Source organism: Bhargavaea sp. GQ12, assembly GCF_059758705.1.
The window spans coordinates 107,131-126,818 of record NZ_JCAXEU010000006.1 but is presented as its reverse complement, the minus strand read 5'-3'; the positions used below and the strand labels follow the sequence as shown (position 1 = coordinate 126,818).

Sequence of the window (19,688 nt, the reverse complement as noted above, 5' to 3'; positions counted from 1 at the left end):
GGAGACGGACAATCATACAGCGAAAAACAACGGGAATTTATGGCAGGTTACAGCAGCTCCGAAAACGGATCATCGTCTTTTTTAAGCGGCAAAACGATGACTTCCCGCTCCGCGACCGCTTTTTCAATCATCGGTCCGAAATCCGCATTGCCTTCATAATAAATGACTTTATCGGTTCTCGGTTTGGTTGCCGGATTGGATGGGGTGAAAATCGTGCAGCAATCTTCAAACGGCCGGATCGACGTTTCGTACGTCCCGATTTTTTCAGCGATGCTGATGATATCCAGTTTGTCCATCGCGATGAGCGGACGGAGCACCGGTGTTGCTGTCACTTCATTGATGGCGCTCAGGCTGGAAAGGGTCTGGCTGGCAACCTGCCCCAGGCTTTCGCCTGTGACAATCGCCTTGGCACCGATTTCTTCACGGACCCGGTCAGCGATTTTCATCATCATTCGCCTGGTGGTGGTCATAGTCAGTGCAGATGGAACCGCATCCTGGACTGCCTGTTGGATTTCTGTGAAGTGGATGGTGTGCATCCGGATCCTGGTGCCGAACGCGCTCAGCCGTTCCGCAAGTTCCACGACTTTCTCCTTGGATTGCTCACTCGTGAACGGAGGGCTGTGGAAATGGATCACATCCAGCTTGAGTCCCCTCTTCATCATCAGGTAGCCGGCCACGGGGCTGTCAATCCCGCCCGAGAGCATGAGCAGTGCGTGTCCGTTGGATCCTGCAGGAAGCCCTCCTGCTCCCTGGATAGTTTTTGTGGAGAGGTAGGCACCGTCTTCCCGGATATCAATCAGCAGCCGGATTTCCGGGTTTTTCATTTTGACGATCAGATTCGGGAAGAGCGGAAGCAGATGAGCGCCCATTTCTTGTTGGAGCTCAATAGTTTTTAGCGGGAATGTCTTGTCTGCGCGCCTCACCTCGACCTTGAACGTCTTCCCTTCCGTATCCATTCCGGAAAGGATACGTTCCGCCGTCTCCTTGATGGTCTCAAGGTCAGCCCTGCAGCGGACCGCCGGGCTGAATGACTGGATACCGAAAACGTCCTGCAGGCGCTCCAGAGCCTCCTGGATTTCCCGGCCTTCATCGGCGATCAGATACATCCGGTCATGTTCCGACTTTACCTTGACCGATGGAAGGTCTTTTGTGATGCGTCGGATATTATCTCTCAGTTTTCTTATGAACACATTCCGGTTTTTCCCTTTTAATGAGAGCTCACCATAACGGATCATGATTTCGTGGTACATCATTTTCGGATCAAACCCTTTCTATCGTTTCCATGAATGTCGTAAATACTTCCTTGAATCTTGTGATATCCTTTTCCGAATTCATCCGGCCGAAGCTGATCCGGATAACGCCGTGGCGATAGTCATCAGGAACCCCCATGGCCTGAAGCACATGGCTTTCCTTCCGGCTCCTGGAAGAACATGCGCTGGATGTCGATACATAGATATCCTGTTCCTGAAGGGCATTGACGGCGATTTCTCCTTTGATGCCCCTGATCGCCACAGACAGGATGTGCGGGGCATTTTCTTCCGCACCCAGAACCATTACTTTGTCAAAGCCCCCGAAATAGCTGACCAGTCCGTTTCTCCACTCTCCATAAGGTGCGCGGCCAATCTCTTCCGCGGCCAGCCGCATCGCCTTGGCGAGCGCCGCCGCATGGGCAACCGGAACGGTACCGCTCCGAAGTCCTTCCTGTTGGTTGCCTCCGAACAGGATCGCCTCCAAGCCATGCCGTTTTTTCAGGATAAGTGCGCCTGAACCTTCGATGCCGTGGATCTTATGCGCGGAAACTGATATGGCGTCCGGCCCATTTTCCGAAACCGGGATGGCGACTTTTCCAAAGCTCTGCACCGTATCCGAATGAAAGACCGCGCGTGATTTTGCGCGGATCAGGCTGCCGGCTTCCTCAAGCGGCTGGATTGCGCCTGTTTCATTATTGACATGCATGATGGAGACGACCGATGTTTCAGACGTTAGCTGATCGGCCAGATCGGCCAGATCAATGACCCCGTCTCTGCCGACCCGGATGGTCCCCACTTCAAATCCCTCTTTTTCCAGCTGAGGAATCGACCGGAGGATGGCGGGATGCTCGATGGCAGAGACAAGAATCTTCTTCCCATGGGCCCGGTTGCCTCGCGCCAGGCCAAAAAGGGCCAGGTTATCCGCTTCAGTGCCTCCTGACGTGAACACCACAGTTCCGCCGGACATGCCGGCGAGCTCAGCCACCTGCTCCGATGCACGCGCCAACAGGCGATCCGCCTCGATCCCGAGCCGGTGCAGCGAAGACGGGTTCGCGAAAAAAGCTTTTGAGGATTTTATGAATGTATCCAATACCCGGTCATCAGGCATCGTCGTGGCACTGTTGTCAAAATAAATCATGATGTAAACTTCCTTTCCAAACGAAAGCCACCGTCACAAGACTGTGAGGTGGCTGATTCCCTGACTTATTATGTACGTCAGACTTCCTGTTTGACAAGTACTTCGATTTTTTTGAGTGCGCCTGGTTCTGCAGCTTCAACTGCGGATGCCGCATCTTCCAACGCTTTACCGTAACGGCACTGGTGAAAAGCTTCTTCGGCTTCGGCCAGCTGTTCGTTGATTGCAGGATTGGAACGGTATCGGTTCCCATATTGGATGAGGCGTTCGATCAGGTCGACGTTCTCCAGCATCTCATCCGCTTTCTTGGACACCTCGTCAATGTAGCCTTCCGCTTTTGCAAGGCTTTCATTCACAAGCGCCATATTAAGCGGCATCTCCTGCAAGTTTCTGCTGACGATGAACAGTTGCTCTTCGGCTTCTTCCAGCCGCACATCCATGTCCTCCGGTATTCCAGGAGTATTTGCTTTGTAGAGCTTGCGGTCCGTTTCCTGAAGGATTCTTCCAAGCTCGGACAGACGGGCACGCGCGTCGGTTTCGTTGACGCGAAGTTCCTTCAGCCTGTCGGAGAAACGGGCCTGCTCATCCAGAAGCTGTTTCGACTCTTCATCGATGGCCTTCAGTTCCTCCTCAAGAACAGACGACGCAGACTGGCCGGCATTGATCCGGCCGGTCAGCAGATTAAACCGCTTTTCCATTCCGGCCACCTGCTCAAGCGCAGCTTCCGGAATGGCCGCTTCCTGTTCGCTTAGCCGGTAATTTTGCTGGACAAAGCGCGCTTCGTCAGCAGTGCTCCTCGTAAAGGCGCTGAGTTCGCCGAGGTCCGCCGCAATATGGGCGTGATTTTCCTCAACGTAGTGGCGGGCGTAGACTTCCTTCTCGAGCTTGTCGTAGAACCCGTTGATCTCCTCTTCAAGGAGGATCGTCCGCTCCTTGACTTCTGCAACCTCAAGGGACTCGAGGGAGAGTTTCAGGTCGTCAAGCTCCCGTTCGATTTCAGACAGACGTTCTTCCATCTTCAGATGGGCAATGAAATATCCGCCATCCTCCATCTCCCGGAGGCCTGCGCGAAGTTCCCGGATGGATTGCGGAATCTTTGTCTGGATTTCCGAGAGCAGTACAGGAACGTCCTCGATCAGTGCAAACGTCTCTTTGGCTTCGTCGGATAGTCCGAGAACCGTTTCACGCGCCTTCAGATAATTGCCGGATGCAGTCAGTTCATCATACTCTTCAAATCTCGGCCTGATGGACTCAAGACGCTTTTCCAGCCGTCCGGCGGCATTGCCGAATGAATGCTGGTGCGCAAGAAGGCTCTTGCGCGCGGCCTTGTGGCGTTTTTTCAGATCTTCCATCTCTACGCGGTTCAATTCCTCACTGCCGATGAGTTCATCCAGCTCTTCCAGGATCCGGTTCATCTCACCGTCAGCATAAGCGATTTTCGATTCAATCTCTTTTTCGATCTCTGTCGCTTTTCGGAAGCGGAGGCGGTCGATGGCTTCTTCTGCATCGAAAAGGAGTTCATCGATAGCCGGCATGTGATCATCCATGACTTCTGTCCAGCTGCCGCGCCAGCGCTCGAACTTCTCCTCCGTCTCGCCGTTCATATTCAGCTGCTTTACTTTTGTCAGTTGTTCAAGAATCGGCTTATGCTGAATCTGAAGCTTCTCCACTTCAAGCTTGTTGATGACGGCTGTATGCTTTCGCCTCATAATGAAGGCGACGATGATCAGAGCAATGAGAATAATAATCCCAATGATGACGTACTTCATCATAGTCCCCCTGTTCCAAAATCACTGTAAACGCTGTATTATCCTTAATAGTATCATGTTTCACGATTTTATGCCGTTGTTTTTTCGCAGGAATTTGCAAGATTCGCCATCATTCATCAAACACGCAGGGATCCGTCCCTGAAAGGAGAGATCGAATATGTTCACCCAAGAGCATTATGAAGGCACCCTCCAGGAAAAATATGATCTTCTCAGCAGGCAGCTGGACGCGCTGCTCGAAGGCGAGCAGAATGTCACCGCAAATCTCGCCAATGCCTCCGCTTTGCTGAATCAGTTCCTTGACCGGACCAACTGGGTCGGCTTCTACGTGATGGAAGGTGAGGATGAGCTTGTGCTCGGGCCGTTCCAGGGACTTCCGGCATGTGTGCGCATCGCGCTTGGAAAAGGCGTATGCGGCACCGCAGCCCGAGACAGGCAGACTCAACTGGTCGAGGATGTGCATGCATTCCCCGGCCATATCGCGTGTGACGCGGCCTCACAATCCGAGGTTGTCGTTCCGATTATCGTCGACGGCCGTGTCTTTGGCGTGCTGGATATCGATTCACCTGAACTGGCCCGCTTCACGGAAGAGGACGCACGGGGACTGGAAAAGTTCGTCAGCGTACTCGAGAAGCATCTCAAATAATGTCCGGTTTCCGGACAAAAAAAGGACAGCCGGCCTTATTGCCGTGCTGTCCTTTTTTGTTGGGGATTATTCGGTTGTGGCCGCTGCCGTTTTCTTTTTCAGGGCGGCGAAGGCCGCTTCCAAATCGGCGATGATGTCGTCCGGATGCTCCAGCCCTGCCGAAAAGCGGATCATCGAGTCTGTAATGCCCATAGCTAACCGTTCTTCCTCCGGAATTGGAGAATGGGTCATCGTAGCCGGGTGCTGGATAAGCGATTCCGCATCCCCCAGACTCACCGCCAGCTTGATGAGCTTGAGCTCGTCAAGAAAGGCTTGGGCTTCTTCCAGGCCTCCATCAAGCGTGAATGAGAAAATGCCTCCTCCGGCATTCATCTGCCTCTTGGCGATTACCACATCCGGATTGTCCGCATCCAGCGGATAATGGACCTCCCGGACGGCCGGCACGGTCTTCAGGTAGGCAAGGACCGCTTCGGCATTGGAAGTATGGCGATCCATCCTCACGGCCAGTGTCTTCAGGCCCCTGATCATCAGCCAGGCATCAAACGGGGAAATGATTCCGCCGTAGTCTTTTTGCACCGTCATTCTGATCTGCTCGATCTCTTCCCTGTCTGCGCCGATCAGGAGGCCTGCAATCACATCACCGTGACCATTGATATATTTGGTCGCACTATGGAGTACGAAATCTGCGCCGAGTTCAATCGGATTTTGGATATAAGGCGAGCAGAAGGTGTTATCTACGATCACTTTAAGACCATGTCTGCGGGCGACGTTGACTGCAGCGCGAATATCCGCCACTTCCATTGTCGGATTGACGGGTGTTTCCACATAGATGACACTTGTTTCCGGACGGACATGTTTCTCGATCTCATCCTCGTTTCTCATCGGGATCAGGTCATGCGTGATGCCGTACTTGTCCTCGAGGATGTTCAGCAGACCGAATGTGCAGCCGTAAATGCCCCTTGTGCAAAGCACATGGTCGCCCGCCTTCGTCGCATGGACAAGGATGGCACTGACCGCAGCCATGCCCGATCCGAATGCAAGCGCGCCAGCCCCTTTCTCCAATGCGGTGATCCGTTCTTCCAACACCTTCACTGTCGGGTTGGTCAACCTGGAGTAGATGTTGCCCGTCTGCTCGCCTGCAAAGCGGGCCGCTCCCGACTCCGCGTCAGGAAATACGTAAGTCGATGTCTGGTAAAGCGGGACGGCCAGGCTGTCCTGATGATCACGGGGATCATGGCCTTCGTGGATGATGAGTGTATCCCGGTGTACCTTCTTGTTCATTTTTGCCCCTCCCATTTTGAAAGCGCTATCATTTTCTACTATTATATCTTGCTTGCATCAAAAAGGGAACTTCCCTACTTTCTTGACTTCCGCGCACGCACGCGGTATGATATTCGTTGTGTAAAATAAACGCAGCAGTTGTGTGAGCAAGGCTGCCCATTTTATCCCTTTACGCCGGACAGTGTCCGGATAAACGGTGCATCGCGTAACCCTTGGCTGCTGGGCGAAGGTGCAAGATGATGAAATGGCTCCGTGTTTGAACACATCTGGTTTTTATTTTACTCAAAATAAAACCAACTTAAGAGGAGGAGTCATCCATGGCTCGCTACACAGGTCCATCTTGGAAAATCTCCCGCCGCCTCGGTATTTCCCTGAGCGGTACGGGCAAAGAAATCGAAAAACGTCCTTACGCTCCAGGCCCGCACGGCCCGAACCAGCGTAAAAAACTTTCGGAATACGGCATGCAGCTTCAAGAGAAGCAGAAACTCCGTCACATGTACGGAGTCAACGAACGCCAATTCCACACACTCTTCCTCCGTGCAGGCAAAATGCCTGGTAAGCACGGCGAAAACTTCATGATCCTGCTTGAAACGCGCCTCGACAACGTCGTGTACCGCATGGGCCTTGCCCGCACACGCCGCCAGGCACGTCAGCTCGTCAACCACGGCCACGTCCTCGTTGACGGCAAGCGCGTCGACATCCCGTCGTACCGCGTAGCGCCTGGTCAGGAAATCTCGCTTCGCGAGCGTTCCCAGAACCTGTCGGCTGTTACAGAAGCGATCGAAGCGACAAACTTCGTTCCTGACTACGTGACATTCGATGCAGAAGCGAAGAAAGGCACATTCGTCCGCCTTCCTGAGCGCAGCGAACTGGCAGCAGAGATCAACGAAGCGCTGATCGTTGAATTCTACAACCGCTAATCAGCTTTTACAGGCTGCAGACAAAGTGAGGTTCTCCTCCTTGTCTGCAGCTTTTTTGTGTTCATACGGGGATTGCCGTCGGCGTCGATGCTGAGGCTGTTAGTAGTGATTCGGCGCCGCTTGGTAGGGATTCAGAACCTAATGGTTGCGACTCAACAGGGGCTTGGTGGGAATTCAGCACCCCATTGGTAGCGACTCGTCTGATGGCTGATTCCAATTGTCTGTTACAATCGGTTTATCTGAACGGAGGGATAGCATTGAAACTTGTTTCCATTTGCCCGAGCAACACGGAACTGCTCGCCTACCTTGGCTTAGACGTACAGCTTGTTGGAGTGGATGACTTTTCCGACTGGCCGGCATCCGTTTCGGATCTGCCAAAGCTTGGCCCGGATTTGTCGATCGACATGGACCGGCTGGAAGCACTCGGGCCGGACCTGGTCCTTGCTTCGCTAAGCGTCCCGGGGATGGAGCGGAATGTGGAGGAGCTGGAGAAACGGGGCATTCCCCATCTCGTCACGAATCCGCAGAGCCTGCAGGATATCGCTGAAGACCTTGTCACTGTCGGCCGGGCATGCGGAATCGAAGATCGGGGCCGGCACACCGCCCGGGAATATATGGACTTCATCAGTGAGCTTAAGAGGCGTTCGGACCGCGTTTCGGACAGGCCGTCTTTATATTGGGAATGGTGGCCGAAACCGGTGTTCACACCGGGAAGCGTAAACTGGCTCACCGAAATCAGCCAAATCGCAGGCGGGCGCAATTTATACGAAGATGTTGAGCTTGCCAGCATCCAGACGGACTGGGAAGATGTCGCCTCCCGTGACCCGGACCGGATCCTGCTTGCATGGGTCGGCGTCCGGACCGAGAAAATCAGGCCAGAGCTGCTCCTCAAGCGTCCCGGATGGCCGGAACTCCGCGCGATGCGGAATGGACAGATTGACGTCATGGAGGAATGGCTTTACTGCCGGCCGTCTCCGCGTCTGCTGGAAGGCGCGCTGAAACTCGGCGGGATGCTGCACCCGGAGTTGTACAGTGACCTCGAACTTCCCGATTGGGTCAACCCGGTGACCTCATAAAACAGAAACGGCCCCCTCGGATCTGCCGGATCCGAAGGGGCCTTGCTTATTCTCCGATAGATTCTGCCATGATGGCGAGCAGTTCGTCTTCTCCAAGAGAAATGTCGCCGCCGCCCTGAACAAATGCTTCACTTCCGCCGCCTTTGCCTCCTGTCGCCTCAAGGGCCGCGGCGGCCACCCGCTTCATGGATGCGTCTGCAGCGTTGCCGCGTGCACCGACAAACTGGAGCTTTTCGCCGTTCCTTACCGTGAGCAGAACAATGGCGTCCTCTCTGAGAGCGGCGGCGGCCCTTGCGAGTTTCTGGAGCTCCGCGATGGGGCGGTCCCTGAAGGAAGCCTTTATCAGCCGTCCCCCGGCTGCCAAAGATTGTGCCTCAACTTCCAGCAGCCGGTCGGCTGCTTCTGCAAGTTGCTTCTCCAAAGAGCGGTTGGTATCCAGAAGCCGCCTGATCGCCGATGCCGTTTCTTCTTCGGGCACACTCAGGAGTCCGATCGCTTCTTTGAGGAAGCTGTTCTTTTTCCCGAGCTGTTCCAAGACACGGTTACCGCAGACAAAGTGGATTCGTGTTTTTTTCTTCATCCGCTCCATACCCAGAATTTTCAGCTGGCCGACCTCGCCGGTGGAGTATGGATGGGTACCGCCGCAGCCGTTGTAGTCAAAGTCCGGGATAATGACGAGACGGATCTCCCCTTCCACCGCCACTTCTTTTCTGAGGCGATAGCGGTCCAGCTCCTCTCTCGTCACCCAGCGGGTCTCGATCGCCCGGTTTTGCATAATGATCTCATTCGCCCGCTGCTCGGCAGCATCCAGCTGTTCATCAATCACCAGCTCAGTGTCCAGGTCGATCGAACTGACCTCTTTGCCCAGGTGGAAGCTGACTGTCGGGCAGCCTGCCGTCTCGACGAATGCAGCCGTCAGGATATGCTGTCCGGTATGCTGCTGCATATGGTCATGACGGCGCATCCAGTCGATCTTACCGGAGGCAACGAGTGCATTCAGCGGCTCCTCCACATAATGCCGGATTTCGCCGTCAATCTCTTCTACATCCGTCACGCGGATGCCGTTCAGCCTGCCGGTGTCATGCGGCTGGCCGCCCCCCGTCGGATAAAACACGGTATTCTCGAGAACGGCGTACGGCCTCCCGTCTTCCTCCCCCTCACGGACAACATTTACTTTAAAGCTGGTCCGATATGGATCCTGATAGTACAGCCGGTCTTTTAGCATCGCCATTCCCTCCCTGTATGCCGGAACCAAATCATCATTTTTTCCGGTCAGTTGAATTTGATCATCGTATATTTCTTCTTGCCGCGCCGGATGATGGTGAACGCGTCGTCCAGACGGTCAGCTGATCCAATCGTGTAGTCGAGCTCCTTGATCCGCTCACCGTTGATGGAGATGGCACCATTGGTCACGTCTTCACGTGCCTGGCGCTTCGAGGAGGAAATGCCGGCCCCGACGAGCAGGTCGACTATGTTCCGGTCTTCCTTCGCCATCTCGAAGCTTGGCACGTCCTTGAATGCATCCTTCATCTCGGACACGGACAAGGCCTTCAGATCGCCGCTGAACAGCGCCGCGGTAATGCGCTCTGCCTGCGCCAGCGCCTCGTCTCCATGGATCAGGCGCGTCATTTCTTCCGCCAATGTCTTTTGGGCTTTGCGTAGATGCGGTTCTTCTTCAACCGCCTTTTCCAGTTCCGCAATCTCCTCTTTGGCGAGGAACGTGAAGATCTTCAGGTACTTGATGACATCCGCATCGGCCGTATTGATCCAGAACTGGTAGAACTCATATGGTGAAGTTTTCTCGGGATCGAGCCAGACACTGCCGCCGGCTGTCTTGCCGAATTTTGTTCCGTCGGCTTTCGTAACGAGCGGGATGGTCAGCCCGAAAGCTTTTGCATGCTCATCATGGGTTTTGCGGATGATCTCAAGGCCAGTGGTGATATTGCCCCACTGATCGGATCCGCCGACCTGCACGCGGCAGTTGTAATGGTCGTACAGATGGTTAAAGTCCGAGCCTTGGATAAGCATGTAGGAAAACTCGGTGAACGAGATGCCGGTCTCAAGACGCGTTGCTACGTTCTCTTTTGCCAGCATGTAGTTCACGCTCAGGAGCTTCCCGTAATCGCGCAGGAAATCGATTGCCGTCATTTTGCCGAACCAGTCTTTGTTGTTCACCATGACCGCGGCATTCTCGTCACTGAAGTCGAAAATCTGTTCGAGCTGACTGCGGATACCCGCCACGTTGTGGGCCAACTGCTCCTCAGACAGCAATTGCCGCTCATCTGCCTTAAACGACGGGTCCCCGATCATGCCAGTCGCTCCGCCGACCAGCACGATCGGCCTGTGTCCATGTTTCTGGAACCGGCGCAGCGTCAGAAAAGGAACGATATGCCCGATATGCAGGCTGTCTGCAGTCGGGTCGACTCCGCAGTAGAGGGAGATGCTTTCTTTGTTCAGCAGTTCGGCCAGCGCCTCTTCGTCGGTCGTCTGGTAGAGGAGGCCTCTCCATTTCAGGTCATCGATCAGTTCATTCGTCATTGTTCATCCCTCCAGAAAATAATAAAAGCCCCTGCGGATCCATGGATCCTGCAGGGGCGCTGATTCCATCAACGCGGTACCACCCGGCTTGGGAAGCGCAATCCGCTTCCCCGCTTATGCATGTTAACGCATGCCGGCGCCTTGCTCCGGGGCTGTAATTCACGGATCGTCCGCCGGGCAGCTTCCACCATCCGCTGCCTCTCTGATTGCTCGGCGGACGGCGCTACTCCGGCCCCATCCTCACTCGGTTTCAATATGATAATAATCCTCATTTTATCGGAAACGGGAACGATGTCAATACAGATTTCTCCCCCTGTCGCAATATGGTATATAGTAATGCCGGAATTTGAAGTGAGGTTTTGTGTTTAGTGAGACGTTGAGATACCAAGGGTTTTAATGATTGGACTGCCGGCCGGCCTTCCAAAAGAACTTGTTCTGCACCGACCATTTGGGGGACATTGTGGGGGAGCTCTTGAGGGACGTTAAAAAATCAGTGGGCAGATGACGACCGTCGTACTTCGGTGCGGCGGTTTTATGTATGCGCTACAATCAGGTGAAGGAGGATTCGACATGAACCTGACATTTCAAGTATTAACCCTTGATCAAAATGGGCGCTTGCATAATTATGGAGAAGCAACTGAGGATCCGACGACAGCAGCTGATACCATCCGGAAGGCAAAGCGCGTTGAAGGTGGCCCACTGTATTTGAAGGGAGTTATCACGAGCGATTCGGAAAGACGGACTGTGTATGTTAATCCAGAGTGGGAGCTTGGAAATGAGCCAATGGATTGGAACTTCTATTTAAAATAAATTCCTTTACTCCTAAGAATGGAAGCTTTAAGAAGTCACTCACCATTTTCTTAAATCACTTACGCATAAAATGGTAGATGGATGCAAGATATTGATATAATTGACCTCGAGGTAAGGAATGATGATTTACGACATTTTTAAATGTACATAAAATCAGATAGCCGATGAATATAGAATGAAAAGGGGAAAAAAGTTGGCTGTAGATATCTCTGTTCCTAATAGAGTGAAAAATGATTATAGTGGATTAAACTTTTTCACTAAAGCTTGCCATGTAAGTAACGAATGCAAAAACACAGACGTCAACTTTGATTTTTCTTCGACCTTTTGGTTTGAGGCAAATTTAACAGCTATATTGGGTTCTATAATTGAAGTACTACACGAGAATAATTGTAATGTCTCACTTGTGGGTGTAAACGATGAAATTAAAGCCATTTTTATGAAGAATGGTTTTTATGAGCACTATAATCTTGGCAGCATAAATGATTATTACAACAGCACAATTCCATTTAGAAGGTTTCACATAGATGAATCTGAAGAGTTCACGGAATACCTCGATTCTGAGGTAATCCCTAAAATCCAACTTCCCTTGAGTGCTTCTCAAAAGAAGGTTTTTAAGACTTGCTTGCAGGAAACATTCATTAACGCGGGCCAACATGCTCAAAGCGACTTCGTATACACTTGCGGACAGTACTTCCACAAGAATGAGAAAGTAGGGTTTACCATTGTGGATATCGGAGTCACCATTGGGCATAATGTAAGAAATAAGATTGGCCATGTAATTGATCAAGACGCAATTGAGTGGGCAACTGGATTTGGAAACACCACAAAACAAGCTAATGATGGCGGCATTGGTTTGCATTTATTGAAAGGCCATTTAAAACAAAGCGGTTCATTGCAAATTGTTTCTGGCAATGGATTTTGGGAACAAGACTTTGGAGAACCCTTTAAACGAAGTTCAATGCATAATTTTCAAGGCACAATAGTAAATATAGTTTCGAACTTTGGTAGCAATTTTTAATTAAGGAGAGATCCAAACTTGAAAATTCTTGTTCAGGATGCCATTGGCTCCACAGTTGCAATTTCTTCACAAAAGGGAGAATTGCTAAGAGATGAAATTATTAAGTTCTTCGGAAGCCATTCGGAAATTTCTATTGATTTCGAAGGTATAACAGATCTTACCACAGCTTTTTTAAATGTGGGGATTGGGCATTTGTACGATAGATTTGATAAAACCGAAGTTGAGTCAAAGTTAAAATATCTCAATTTAGATGCCATAGATCATTATTTAGTTAAACAAGTAATAGAACGTGTTAACTTAAATTATAACAATTCCGCAGTTTTCGATGAGGTGTTTGAAGATGGCAACAATTCATGAACTAAATTCATATAAAATCCTTCCTGATGACACCTTCTTTTTTGATACTAATATATGGATGTATATGTATTGTAGTATCGGAAACTACAATTCTAGTGTAGTACAAGCTTATAGTGATTTTTACCAAGAAATTAGAGAATCCGGAAATGAAATAGTTGTTAATACACTTCTGATCTCAGAATTTATCAATTCATACAGTAGACTAGAGTTTAATTTGGTTAAGAAGACAGACAAACTGTCTGACTACAAAAGAGATTTTAGGAACAACAGTAGTTATGCACCTGTGTTAACTCACATTGGAAGTATCACAGAACAAAAAATAGTCAATAACAGCAAACAAATTCATGACGCGTTTAATGAATTTAATGAGGATGACTTTTTTGTAAATAATTCCACGAAAGATTTTAATGATGAGTACTATGCATTTCTTGCAAACCGCTACAATCTAAAGGTTGTTACACATGATAGGGATTTCAGGAACACAAACTTTGACATTGATATTATTACTGCGCTAGTTTAGGTCCCACAAACAAGCGGCCAACCCACACGGGCGGCCGCTTTCCTCATTTCTTATTCTTGTTCTTCAGCTTCTCCAGCAAGGCTTCTGCCTTCTGCTTTTGGGTGAGCGTCTCCTGCTCGAGGACTTCAAACATCCTCTTTCCGCTCTCAAATGTTTCGACTTGAACCCTGTCCCCTTCTTTAGCTTTGCCTTTCAGCTCAGCTTTGGGAACGAGCAACTGCGTCTCTTCCTCGTCGACTTTCAGCAGTACCGCAAACCCATCATCGAACCGATCAATGGTGTATTTGGTCATTACTCACACGCCCATCCGTCTTTATCGCGGTCGTGTTTGGATGCATACGCCGGGTGGCTGCTCTTCACGCCGTTCGGGTAGTATTCACGCATTGCAGTACAGTTCTGGAACGTAGTTGGCGCCCCAGGAATAACGTATGTTCCGCTGCCTGGATCAGGTGTAGGCTGCGGAGCCGGTGCAGGCGTCGGCTTAGGTGCAGGTGCTGGCGCCGGTGTCGGCTTAGGAGCCGGAGCTGGAGCTGGTTTCGGTGTGCCTCCACCAGTCCACGCTGCTGTGTTTACATTGAAGCTATTGCCATTCGTTGTGAACGTAATGTTGCCGGACACAGCAGTCGAATAAATCTTCGAACCGTTAGCGCGCAGTGCGTCGACGACTTCTGCATGTGGATGGCCATACGAGTTGTCTTTTCCATAAGAAAGAACAGTTGCTTGTGGGCTTACCGCTTTAGCGAACGCTGCGGAAGTGCTGGTGTTAGAACCATGGTGGCCGGCTTTCAAAACTGTAGACTTTACTCCACCACGGCTGATCAGCTGGCTTTCAATGTTCTTATCAGCATCTCCGGCGAGCAGGAAGCTGACATTGCCATACTCGGCTCGCAGAACGATTGAAGCATCGTTATTATCAGAGGCAGTTTCATCAGCATACAGAACTTTGACGTTAAATTGATCCACGGCGAAGTTTTGACCAATTGTAGGAACCACAAATGGAATGTCCTTGGCATCGATGAGTTCAAGCAGTTCGATGTATGTCTGTGTAGTATGTGCTTTCCCACTGTCGATGAATGTGCCAACAGGGAAGTTTTGAAGGACCGGAATCAATCCGCCAATGTGATCAGCGTCTGGGTGAGTCGCTACGACATAGTCGAGCTTCTTCACACCTTTAGATTGTAGGAACTGGACTACCTTGTTTCCAGCGGACTTTGTTCCTCCATCGACGAGCATAGTCTTGCCGTTTGCAGCTTGAAGGAGAATGGAGTCTCCCTGGCCAACGTCGATGAAGTGAACCTGGGCCTGCGGAAGAACTACCGGCTTGAAGCGATCATCCAGCAGACGGGCCATGAAAACTGCGAAGTGCTGGCGGGAAAGGAAGCCTTGAGGATCGAATGTTCCGTTTGGATAACCTGTCGTGATGTTGTTTGAAGCAAGCGTTTCAACGTAGTCCTTCGCCCAGTGCTTGTCAGAGACATCTGTGAAGCTGTACTTTTGGTCTGTCTCCTTCTGTCCATAACCTTCAACGAGGATCTTGGCCATCTGGGCACGGGTCAATGTGCCGTTTGGCTCGAAGTACTTGGAACCGTTCTTTGCGGTCTTACCGGAGATAAAGCCCAGTTGGACCGCTTTTGCGACTTCCTTGTAGCCGTATGAGCCTGGCTTCATGTCGGTAAAACCAGGATCCGGCGCGTTAAAGTCTGTGACCCCCTTCTCGCGTAGGATCATTTGGACAGCGTTCAAGCGATTAAGGTTCTTGGTTGGCTTAAACGTTCCATCCGGATAACCATTGATGATCTCCTTGTTTGTCAGGAAGTTGATTTCATCCTGGTAGCCCGTGACATCTTTGAATTTTGTTGCGGCTGATACGCTCTGAAGTGGTACGAGAGCCACAAGCAGAACGACGGCCAGCATCATCTTGAAAAACTTGTTCAATACTTCTCCCCCTTGTAAACTGATTCGATTATATGATAATGGATATATTTGGGGGTGTCTATTAGTTTTTTGTAAATGGTAGAGCATATGTCCTAGAAAAAATATGTACATCGTAGAAATAGAAAAAAGACGGTCAACCTATAGTAGGATGACCGCATTTGCTATCGCATAACTATAGCCGGAGATGTCAGGCTCTTGACGGGGCCTTGTCAGCCGGCTGTTGGCAGAACGTCCACATATTTGAAGTTCTGCTCTGAACAGTTTACCATACTGTAATTCCCAAGAAAAGTATTCCAATAAAAAAGCAGCCAACCCGATAATGGGAAGGCCGCTTGTCTTAATACTTATCAGCTTTTCGTTTTAAATCTTCAATTTCCAATCGCAATTCTTGAATTTCTTTTGAAAGTTTGTGATGGGATCTGGCGGCTATGACAATCCCCTCTGCTCTAGTCATCGGGGCATTCGGACGAACTCCGGTTGAGATGCCTTGGTTTTTTGCATACTCCATGTCAGCCACAAAGTCATCGCGCACCTCGTCAGAATACTTACGACCGTCAGTGGCGCGATAGATCATTGCGGCTGTTTCCTGACGTTTCGTGTAGTCATTCGGGCGGACACCATTGGTGACACCCATCCGAATCGCGCCTTCAACGTCTGCTTGGAGATCTTCCCTGATTCCTTCATCTTTTGGTTTCGCCACATGCGCCACCTCCTGTGGTTTTGGCTTGTTCAATTCATTGAGTAGTTCAGTGATCCGTTTCTGTGTCGCTTCTCCTGCATACCCATCCACATTGAGTCCGTTCGCCAATTGGAAGGCGCGGATCGCCCTGTCCGTTGCAGGACCGAGGATGCCATCAGCCACAAGCGGATATCCGAGTTTAGTTAGGTCCTCTTGCATCCGTTTGGCAGCCGCCCCGCCCATGCCCTCTGTGAGCATTTGACCGTAACGGAAGGTCTTGTAGTCCAATGCGTCACTGGATGTCCCAGAAACCGCGGTGCCCTTCCCGAGCATATCTTTGAACTGAGACCAACTAACGCCCTTTGAAGAGTGTCTGAGGAAGCGTGGACAGTCTTTGCCGGACCAATGATTGTGTTGGACCACACGACTTGCCGGGATGTTATGTCTTTTCATCAGCAACGTGGTGAGGTCGGCAGCATTCTGAACCGCTTTCTTGAAGTTGCCATCCGAGTTTACACAGATTTCAATGCCGATGGATCGGCGGTTCCCGGTTCCGCTACCGGCGTGCCAGCAAATCTGATTGTCGCGGAATGACTGAATAGCGATTATATCATCCACCTGATAATGCCAGGATGCGTTCCGGGAGTTCCCCCGGCTTTGCAAGTTGGCATGTGACTGCGCCGCTGCCCCGCGGCTTGTGTTGGCTGTTTCGTGGATGGTGATGTAATCGCAAGCATTCACGCCGGACGATACCGCCGCACGGCTGGACACAAGTTGCTGTTTGAGTGAAACCATAGTTCACAACCCCTTTGGATCTTTTGGCTTGTCATACGTCAAGGCTTTGCGGCTGTCGTGTACCCCGGAGACGGTCGGGTCGTTCACCGCATTCCATGCCGCAAAGAAAATCATTCCGACTACATATGGATTCTTGAACGCATCCACAGTGACGGACCAGACTGCTCCCCATGTGGTGAAGTCCTCATAATTCAATCCGTAGTACACGAGCACCGGACCAGCGACCGCGGCCAGTAACTGCACCCAAAATACGGGGTTTTTGAATCTCACACGCCAGTTAATGTTCATCTAGATTTTCCTCCTCTTTCTTTTTGAGTTGTTGAAGCTCGTGCTGGAGAATCTCGTTCTGCTTTAACAGATCAGCCTTATCCACCCGGTCCATTACTGGATGCCGAGCGATACGCTGCTCCTTCCCGGTTGGATCCCGGTGAAGTTTTACAAGCGCATTAAAAAGAGCCGCCGGAATCGGCAGCCCAATTTGAGCACAGTTCTCGAGTATACTGATTCCTTCATTCACGATGAAAAACGATGTTACTCCGAGCAAAACAAAACCGTGGGGATCCTGTCCAACTGCCATAATCATGTATTCAAGTGCCGCAGCCATGCCGACCATGATGATAATCGCGAACTTTTTGACCACCCCGGCAAAGCCGATTGTACTGTCCAGTGACTTAGTCACCCATGAGCGCAACAGACCCGTGATCATGTCTAAGAGCATAAAAAAGACGAGAACCACAATGGCCTCGTTCACAACGTCGATCATGTATATGATGAAACTTATGATCAGGGCACCAACCCCTTTAATACCGGTGACTTCCAAGCGACTCATCACCCCGATTCTCTCCCTCCTGCATTCACGCTCCCCCTTTGAAATGAATCTCTCTGTACATAAAAAGAGCGCCCGTGTGGACGCTCATGCTTACTATCTATGGATATTATTTATCCTGCTTGGATACTAACTTCTTATATGCTATAGCTTCATCATCTAGAGCAGAACTTAGAATTTTCTCTATAGCTGAAAGATAGACAGCAGCGTATTCAGCATCTCCTGCCTTTGCCTTTTCTATCCCATTAGGTAGATCTTCCAGAAGGACCTCTAGCCTTGTCCGAATTTGCTCTCGAGAGTCGCCTAAGTAGGTATTCACTTTCGCCTTTGGCAACTGGATTTCATCATCATTCATAACTTTTGTTCTCCTTGCGATATTATTGTTGAGTAGTGATATTGTCCCTACTCTCTTTTCTGCACCTATTTGCCTTTTCCCTTTAAAATTAAAAAGAACACCCAATTTGGATGTTCTTTTGTAGTATTCCTCTTATTTTTTCGATTTACTAAGAACAATGTTTTTTTCGTCAATGTAGATGACTTTGTAGTCTCCCGCATAGAAGTGGAAGCTTTTCCCGACATTCACTAGAGGGTTTCTGATTACCTCTTGAGTTTCCATGCAGTGCATGAGGTATGCCCTGACGGCCTCACTCTCTGTCATAATCTCGAGCGCTTTTGAGGATCTCCTAATTGTACCGTTTACTACAAATACCCCATCGTTAAAAGAAATTCTCCAAAATTCTATATCTTTCATTGGAGCTCCCCCTTCCTGTGTCATAATTCGACAAATAGAAAGGGAGTCCTTCCCAATGTAGCTAGAAAAGATTACCTGGACGGACACTATTCCTATTTTATCTTGCGTAATACTGTGCCTTGATCATCCATGTGGATGACCTTGTAGGCTCCGGCGTGGACCCTGTAAGTTCTGTCAACCCAGACAACAGGATTCGAAATAACCTCCTGGGTTGTCCTACACCGGCTAAGAAATGATAAAACAGCTCGGTTTTCTGTCTTGATCTCCAGATAACTTGCATTGTCCTCAATGGTCCCCTTTGCAGCTCGTTCCCAGTCATCAAATGCGATTCGACGAAATTCCGCCGTCCTCATAAAGCATTCCCCCTTTTGCCTCATAATTCGGCAATCCGTGGGAGTAATCCTTCATAAGAAAAGAGCATCCGGTTGGTTGCTCTTATTGACTATTATTGCTTTCGATTATTTCACAAACCTGGCCAACCCAGTCTACCACGTCTTGTAATTCGATACTATTGTTCCAAAATGTTAATTTAAGGTTGTCTAATTGCCGAAAGGTATCTTCTTTTCTTACTTTAGAAATAAACTCCCCAGGCCCTATATTCATATTTAGATCAATATACGTATTGGGGTTATGTGACGTCGCCCACTCATCTAATCGCGCCTCAAAATGCTCAAAATCGTTCCTAATAGCTCTCAAAGAGTCTGGAGGAGGTGGCAAATCGGGATTTCTTTGATGTAAGATATGCGCGCGCTCTTTTGCCTTTTCTTTTTCATCATCTTTGATTCTAGCGCCTATTGCCTCCTTATCTAATAATCTTAATACTAGCATCGCATGATTAATGATAGACATTGCGTACGAAATAACAACAGACGGTCGCTTGGTATTAATAGACTGGTTTAACTGAATGCTATTTTCTACAATCCATTCATTCCTGTTGCTAATTTCATTTTCATAAATACGCATTACATAATTAAGCTTATCTGCTTCTACAGGAAAAAAATTATTCCTCATTAAAGATCCACTCCCTTCGTGAAAGGGTTATTTAAAGGTCCCCTTTTGATTTGAGTTCATTATATTTCGACTCGTTTATTAACAAATCATTAGTGTCATAGAGAGGCATTCCTGCTTGACGTAGTTCTATTAATTCATTGTATAGAAAAACATCAAGGTTATTCATAATGGTTTCTTGGTCATAGCCCCTCATCGTTGCAGACTCAACAATTTCTTGTACCGATCTAATTTTCCTCGTAAAGAGAATTTCACATAGGGCGCTTCTTAACTCAGGATCCATTACTTTCAGCTTTTCACGCATACAAAAAACCCCTCCTTGGCGTCGATACTGCATAATTCGATACCAAGGAGGAAAGTCCTTCTAGTAAAATGCC

General features: G+C 49.7%; 22 protein-coding genes. 7 read left to right on the top strand and 15 right to left on the bottom strand.

The features are described 5' to 3' along the window. Window positions 1–47: 47 nt before the first annotated feature. The 3 genes from thiI to ezrA all read right to left on the bottom strand — a co-directional run bounded on the left by thiI (window position 48) and on the right by ezrA (window position 4,154). Window positions 48–1,253: a tRNA uracil 4-sulfurtransferase ThiI gene (thiI, locus tag AC6CHQ_RS07835; RefSeq protein WP_424237313.1), complete on the bottom strand. Its 1,206-nt coding sequence runs from the start codon at window positions 1,251–1,253 to the stop codon at window positions 48–50. Between the two features lie 7 nt (window positions 1,254–1,260). After that, window positions 1,261–2,388: a cysteine desulfurase family protein gene (locus AC6CHQ_RS07830; protein ID WP_251238408.1), complete on the bottom strand. Its 1,128-nt coding sequence runs from the start codon at window positions 2,386–2,388 to the stop codon at window positions 1,261–1,263. A 77-nt stretch (window positions 2,389–2,465) separates the two neighbouring features. After that, the gene (gene ezrA, locus AC6CHQ_RS07825) at window positions 2,466–4,154 is read right to left on the bottom strand and encodes a septation ring formation regulator EzrA (protein WP_177168320.1); all 1,689 of its coding nucleotides are present in this window, start codon (window positions 4,152–4,154) and stop codon (window positions 2,466–2,468) included. 157 nt (window positions 4,155–4,311) lie between these two features. Between ezrA and AC6CHQ_RS07820 the strand changes: the two genes are divergently transcribed. After that, complete coding sequence (locus AC6CHQ_RS07820; protein WP_251238407.1) at window positions 4,312–4,797, top strand: free L-methionine (R)-S-oxide reductase MsrC; 486 nt, start codon at window positions 4,312–4,314, stop codon at window positions 4,795–4,797. A 66-nt stretch (window positions 4,798–4,863) separates the two neighbouring features. On the opposite strand, the gene megL is transcribed toward AC6CHQ_RS07820, so the two are convergent. Next, the gene (gene megL / locus AC6CHQ_RS07815) at window positions 4,864–6,078 is read right to left on the bottom strand and encodes a methionine gamma-lyase (RefSeq protein WP_251238406.1); all 1,215 of its coding nucleotides are present in this window, start codon (window positions 6,076–6,078) and stop codon (window positions 4,864–4,866) included. Between the two features lie 317 nt (window positions 6,079–6,395). Between megL and rpsD the strand changes: the two genes are divergently transcribed. Next, on the top strand, window positions 6,396–6,998 hold the full coding sequence (gene rpsD, locus AC6CHQ_RS07810) for a 30S ribosomal protein S4 (RefSeq protein WP_092051937.1): 603 nt from the start codon (window positions 6,396–6,398) through the stop codon (window positions 6,996–6,998). A gap of 257 nt (window positions 6,999–7,255) precedes the next feature. Then, the gene (locus AC6CHQ_RS07805) at window positions 7,256–8,074 is read left to right on the top strand and encodes a cobalamin-binding protein (protein WP_251238405.1); all 819 of its coding nucleotides are present in this window, start codon (window positions 7,256–7,258) and stop codon (window positions 8,072–8,074) included. A gap of 46 nt (window positions 8,075–8,120) precedes the next feature. On the opposite strand, the gene AC6CHQ_RS07800 is transcribed toward AC6CHQ_RS07805, so the two are convergent. Beyond that, a complete protein-coding gene (locus AC6CHQ_RS07800) occupies window positions 8,121–9,299 on the bottom strand; it encodes an alanyl-tRNA editing protein (RefSeq protein WP_498081278.1) in 1,179 nt (392 codons plus the stop codon). Between the two features lie 47 nt (window positions 9,300–9,346). Then, the gene (tyrS, locus tag AC6CHQ_RS07795; protein WP_251238404.1) at window positions 9,347–10,612 is read right to left on the bottom strand and encodes a tyrosine--tRNA ligase; all 1,266 of its coding nucleotides are present in this window, start codon (window positions 10,610–10,612) and stop codon (window positions 9,347–9,349) included. Window positions 10,613–11,182: 570 nt separating this feature from the next. Here tyrS and AC6CHQ_RS07790 point away from each other — a divergent pair. From AC6CHQ_RS07790 to AC6CHQ_RS07775, 4 genes are all read left to right on the top strand, one after another. Continuing rightward, the gene (locus AC6CHQ_RS07790) at window positions 11,183–11,422 is read left to right on the top strand and encodes a hypothetical protein (RefSeq protein ID WP_498081277.1); all 240 of its coding nucleotides are present in this window, start codon (window positions 11,183–11,185) and stop codon (window positions 11,420–11,422) included. Between the two features lie 193 nt (window positions 11,423–11,615). Next, window positions 11,616–12,440, top strand: a complete 825-nt coding sequence (locus AC6CHQ_RS07785; protein WP_498081276.1) for a hypothetical protein — start codon at window positions 11,616–11,618, stop codon at window positions 12,438–12,440. Between the two features lie 18 nt (window positions 12,441–12,458). Continuing rightward, the gene (locus AC6CHQ_RS07780; protein WP_498081275.1) at window positions 12,459–12,797 is read left to right on the top strand and encodes an STAS-like domain-containing protein; all 339 of its coding nucleotides are present in this window, start codon (window positions 12,459–12,461) and stop codon (window positions 12,795–12,797) included. After that, window positions 12,781–13,317: a PIN domain-containing protein gene (locus AC6CHQ_RS07775; RefSeq protein ID WP_498081274.1), complete on the top strand. Its 537-nt coding sequence runs from the start codon at window positions 12,781–12,783 to the stop codon at window positions 13,315–13,317. The genes AC6CHQ_RS07780 and AC6CHQ_RS07775 overlap by 17 nt, the downstream gene beginning before the upstream one ends. A 43-nt stretch (window positions 13,318–13,360) precedes the next feature. Here the strand turns inward: AC6CHQ_RS07775 and AC6CHQ_RS07770 are convergent, their stop codons facing one another. From AC6CHQ_RS07770 to AC6CHQ_RS07730, 9 genes are all read right to left on the bottom strand, one after another. Then, window positions 13,361–13,609 (bottom strand): DUF3006 domain-containing protein, encoded by a 249-nt coding sequence (locus AC6CHQ_RS07770; RefSeq protein WP_498081273.1) that lies wholly within the window; start codon window positions 13,607–13,609, stop codon window positions 13,361–13,363. Beyond that, entirely contained in the window at window positions 13,609–15,252 is a 1,644-nt protein-coding gene (locus AC6CHQ_RS07765; RefSeq protein ID WP_498081272.1) for an S-layer homology domain-containing protein, read from the bottom strand. The genes AC6CHQ_RS07770 and AC6CHQ_RS07765 overlap by 1 nt, the downstream gene beginning before the upstream one ends. A gap of 337 nt (window positions 15,253–15,589) precedes the next feature. Next, entirely contained in the window at window positions 15,590–16,726 is a 1,137-nt protein-coding gene (locus AC6CHQ_RS07760; protein ID WP_498081271.1) for a peptidoglycan recognition protein family protein, read from the bottom strand. 3 nt (window positions 16,727–16,729) lie between these two features. Next, window positions 16,730–17,014 carry a phage holin gene (locus tag AC6CHQ_RS07755; protein WP_498081270.1) on the bottom strand — a complete coding sequence of 95 codons (285 nt, stop codon included), beginning with the start codon at window positions 17,012–17,014 and terminating at the stop codon, window positions 16,730–16,732. Beyond that, window positions 17,004–17,555 (bottom strand): phage holin family protein, encoded by a 552-nt coding sequence (locus AC6CHQ_RS07750; protein WP_498081269.1) that lies wholly within the window; start codon window positions 17,553–17,555, stop codon window positions 17,004–17,006. The genes AC6CHQ_RS07755 and AC6CHQ_RS07750 overlap by 11 nt, the downstream gene beginning before the upstream one ends. A 106-nt stretch (window positions 17,556–17,661) precedes the next feature. Continuing rightward, window positions 17,662–17,907 (bottom strand): hypothetical protein, encoded by a 246-nt coding sequence (locus tag AC6CHQ_RS07745; protein WP_498081268.1) that lies wholly within the window; start codon window positions 17,905–17,907, stop codon window positions 17,662–17,664. A gap of 132 nt (window positions 17,908–18,039) precedes the next feature. Then, entirely contained in the window at window positions 18,040–18,303 is a 264-nt protein-coding gene (locus tag AC6CHQ_RS07740) for a hypothetical protein (protein ID WP_498081267.1), read from the bottom strand. A gap of 435 nt (window positions 18,304–18,738) precedes the next feature. Then, window positions 18,739–19,314, bottom strand: a complete 576-nt coding sequence (locus AC6CHQ_RS07735; RefSeq protein WP_498081266.1) for a hypothetical protein — start codon at window positions 19,312–19,314, stop codon at window positions 18,739–18,741. A 31-nt stretch (window positions 19,315–19,345) separates the two neighbouring features. Then, complete coding sequence (locus AC6CHQ_RS07730; protein WP_498081265.1) at window positions 19,346–19,615, bottom strand: hypothetical protein; 270 nt, start codon at window positions 19,613–19,615, stop codon at window positions 19,346–19,348. Window positions 19,616–19,688 lie beyond the last annotated feature (73 nt).

What these genes read in the sequence shown, in the direction of transcription:
- thiI (WP_424237313.1), bottom strand. Translation starts at nt 1,253, where the DNA reads ATGATGTACCACGAAATCATGATCCGTTATGGTGAGCTCTCATTAAAA.
- AC6CHQ_RS07830 (WP_251238408.1), bottom strand. Translation starts at nt 2,388, where the DNA reads ATGATTTATTTTGACAACAGTGCCACGACGATGCCTGATGACCGGGTA.
- ezrA (WP_177168320.1), bottom strand. Translation starts at nt 4,154, where the DNA reads ATGAAGTACGTCATCATTGGGATTATTATTCTCATTGCTCTGATCATC.
- AC6CHQ_RS07820 (WP_251238407.1), top strand. Translation starts at nt 4,312, where the DNA reads ATGTTCACCCAAGAGCATTATGAAGGCACCCTCCAGGAAAAATATGAT.
- megL (WP_251238406.1), bottom strand. Translation starts at nt 6,078, where the DNA reads ATGAACAAGAAGGTACACCGGGATACACTCATCATCCACGAAGGCCAT.
- rpsD (WP_092051937.1), top strand. Translation starts at nt 6,396, where the DNA reads ATGGCTCGCTACACAGGTCCATCTTGGAAAATCTCCCGCCGCCTCGGT.
- AC6CHQ_RS07800 (WP_498081278.1), bottom strand. Translation starts at nt 9,299, where the DNA reads ATGCTAAAAGACCGGCTGTACTATCAGGATCCATATCGGACCAGCTTT.
- tyrS (WP_251238404.1), bottom strand. Translation starts at nt 10,612, where the DNA reads ATGACGAATGAACTGATCGATGACCTGAAATGGAGAGGCCTCCTCTAC.
- AC6CHQ_RS07790 (WP_498081277.1), top strand. Translation starts at nt 11,183, where the DNA reads ATGAACCTGACATTTCAAGTATTAACCCTTGATCAAAATGGGCGCTTG.
- AC6CHQ_RS07775 (WP_498081274.1), top strand. Translation starts at nt 12,781, where the DNA reads ATGGCAACAATTCATGAACTAAATTCATATAAAATCCTTCCTGATGAC.
- AC6CHQ_RS07770 (WP_498081273.1), bottom strand. Translation starts at nt 13,609, where the DNA reads ATGACCAAATACACCATTGATCGGTTCGATGATGGGTTTGCGGTACTG.
- AC6CHQ_RS07760 (WP_498081271.1), bottom strand. Translation starts at nt 16,726, where the DNA reads ATGGTTTCACTCAAACAGCAACTTGTGTCCAGCCGTGCGGCGGTATCG.
- AC6CHQ_RS07755 (WP_498081270.1), bottom strand. Translation starts at nt 17,014, where the DNA reads ATGAACATTAACTGGCGTGTGAGATTCAAAAACCCCGTATTTTGGGTG.
- AC6CHQ_RS07750 (WP_498081269.1), bottom strand. Translation starts at nt 17,555, where the DNA reads ATGAGTCGCTTGGAAGTCACCGGTATTAAAGGGGTTGGTGCCCTGATC.
- AC6CHQ_RS07745 (WP_498081268.1), bottom strand. Translation starts at nt 17,907, where the DNA reads ATGAATGATGATGAAATCCAGTTGCCAAAGGCGAAAGTGAATACCTAC.
- AC6CHQ_RS07740 (WP_498081267.1), bottom strand. Translation starts at nt 18,303, where the DNA reads ATGAAAGATATAGAATTTTGGAGAATTTCTTTTAACGATGGGGTATTT.
- AC6CHQ_RS07735 (WP_498081266.1), bottom strand. Translation starts at nt 19,314, where the DNA reads ATGAGGAATAATTTTTTTCCTGTAGAAGCAGATAAGCTTAATTATGTA.
- AC6CHQ_RS07730 (WP_498081265.1), bottom strand. Translation starts at nt 19,615, where the DNA reads ATGCGTGAAAAGCTGAAAGTAATGGATCCTGAGTTAAGAAGCGCCCTA.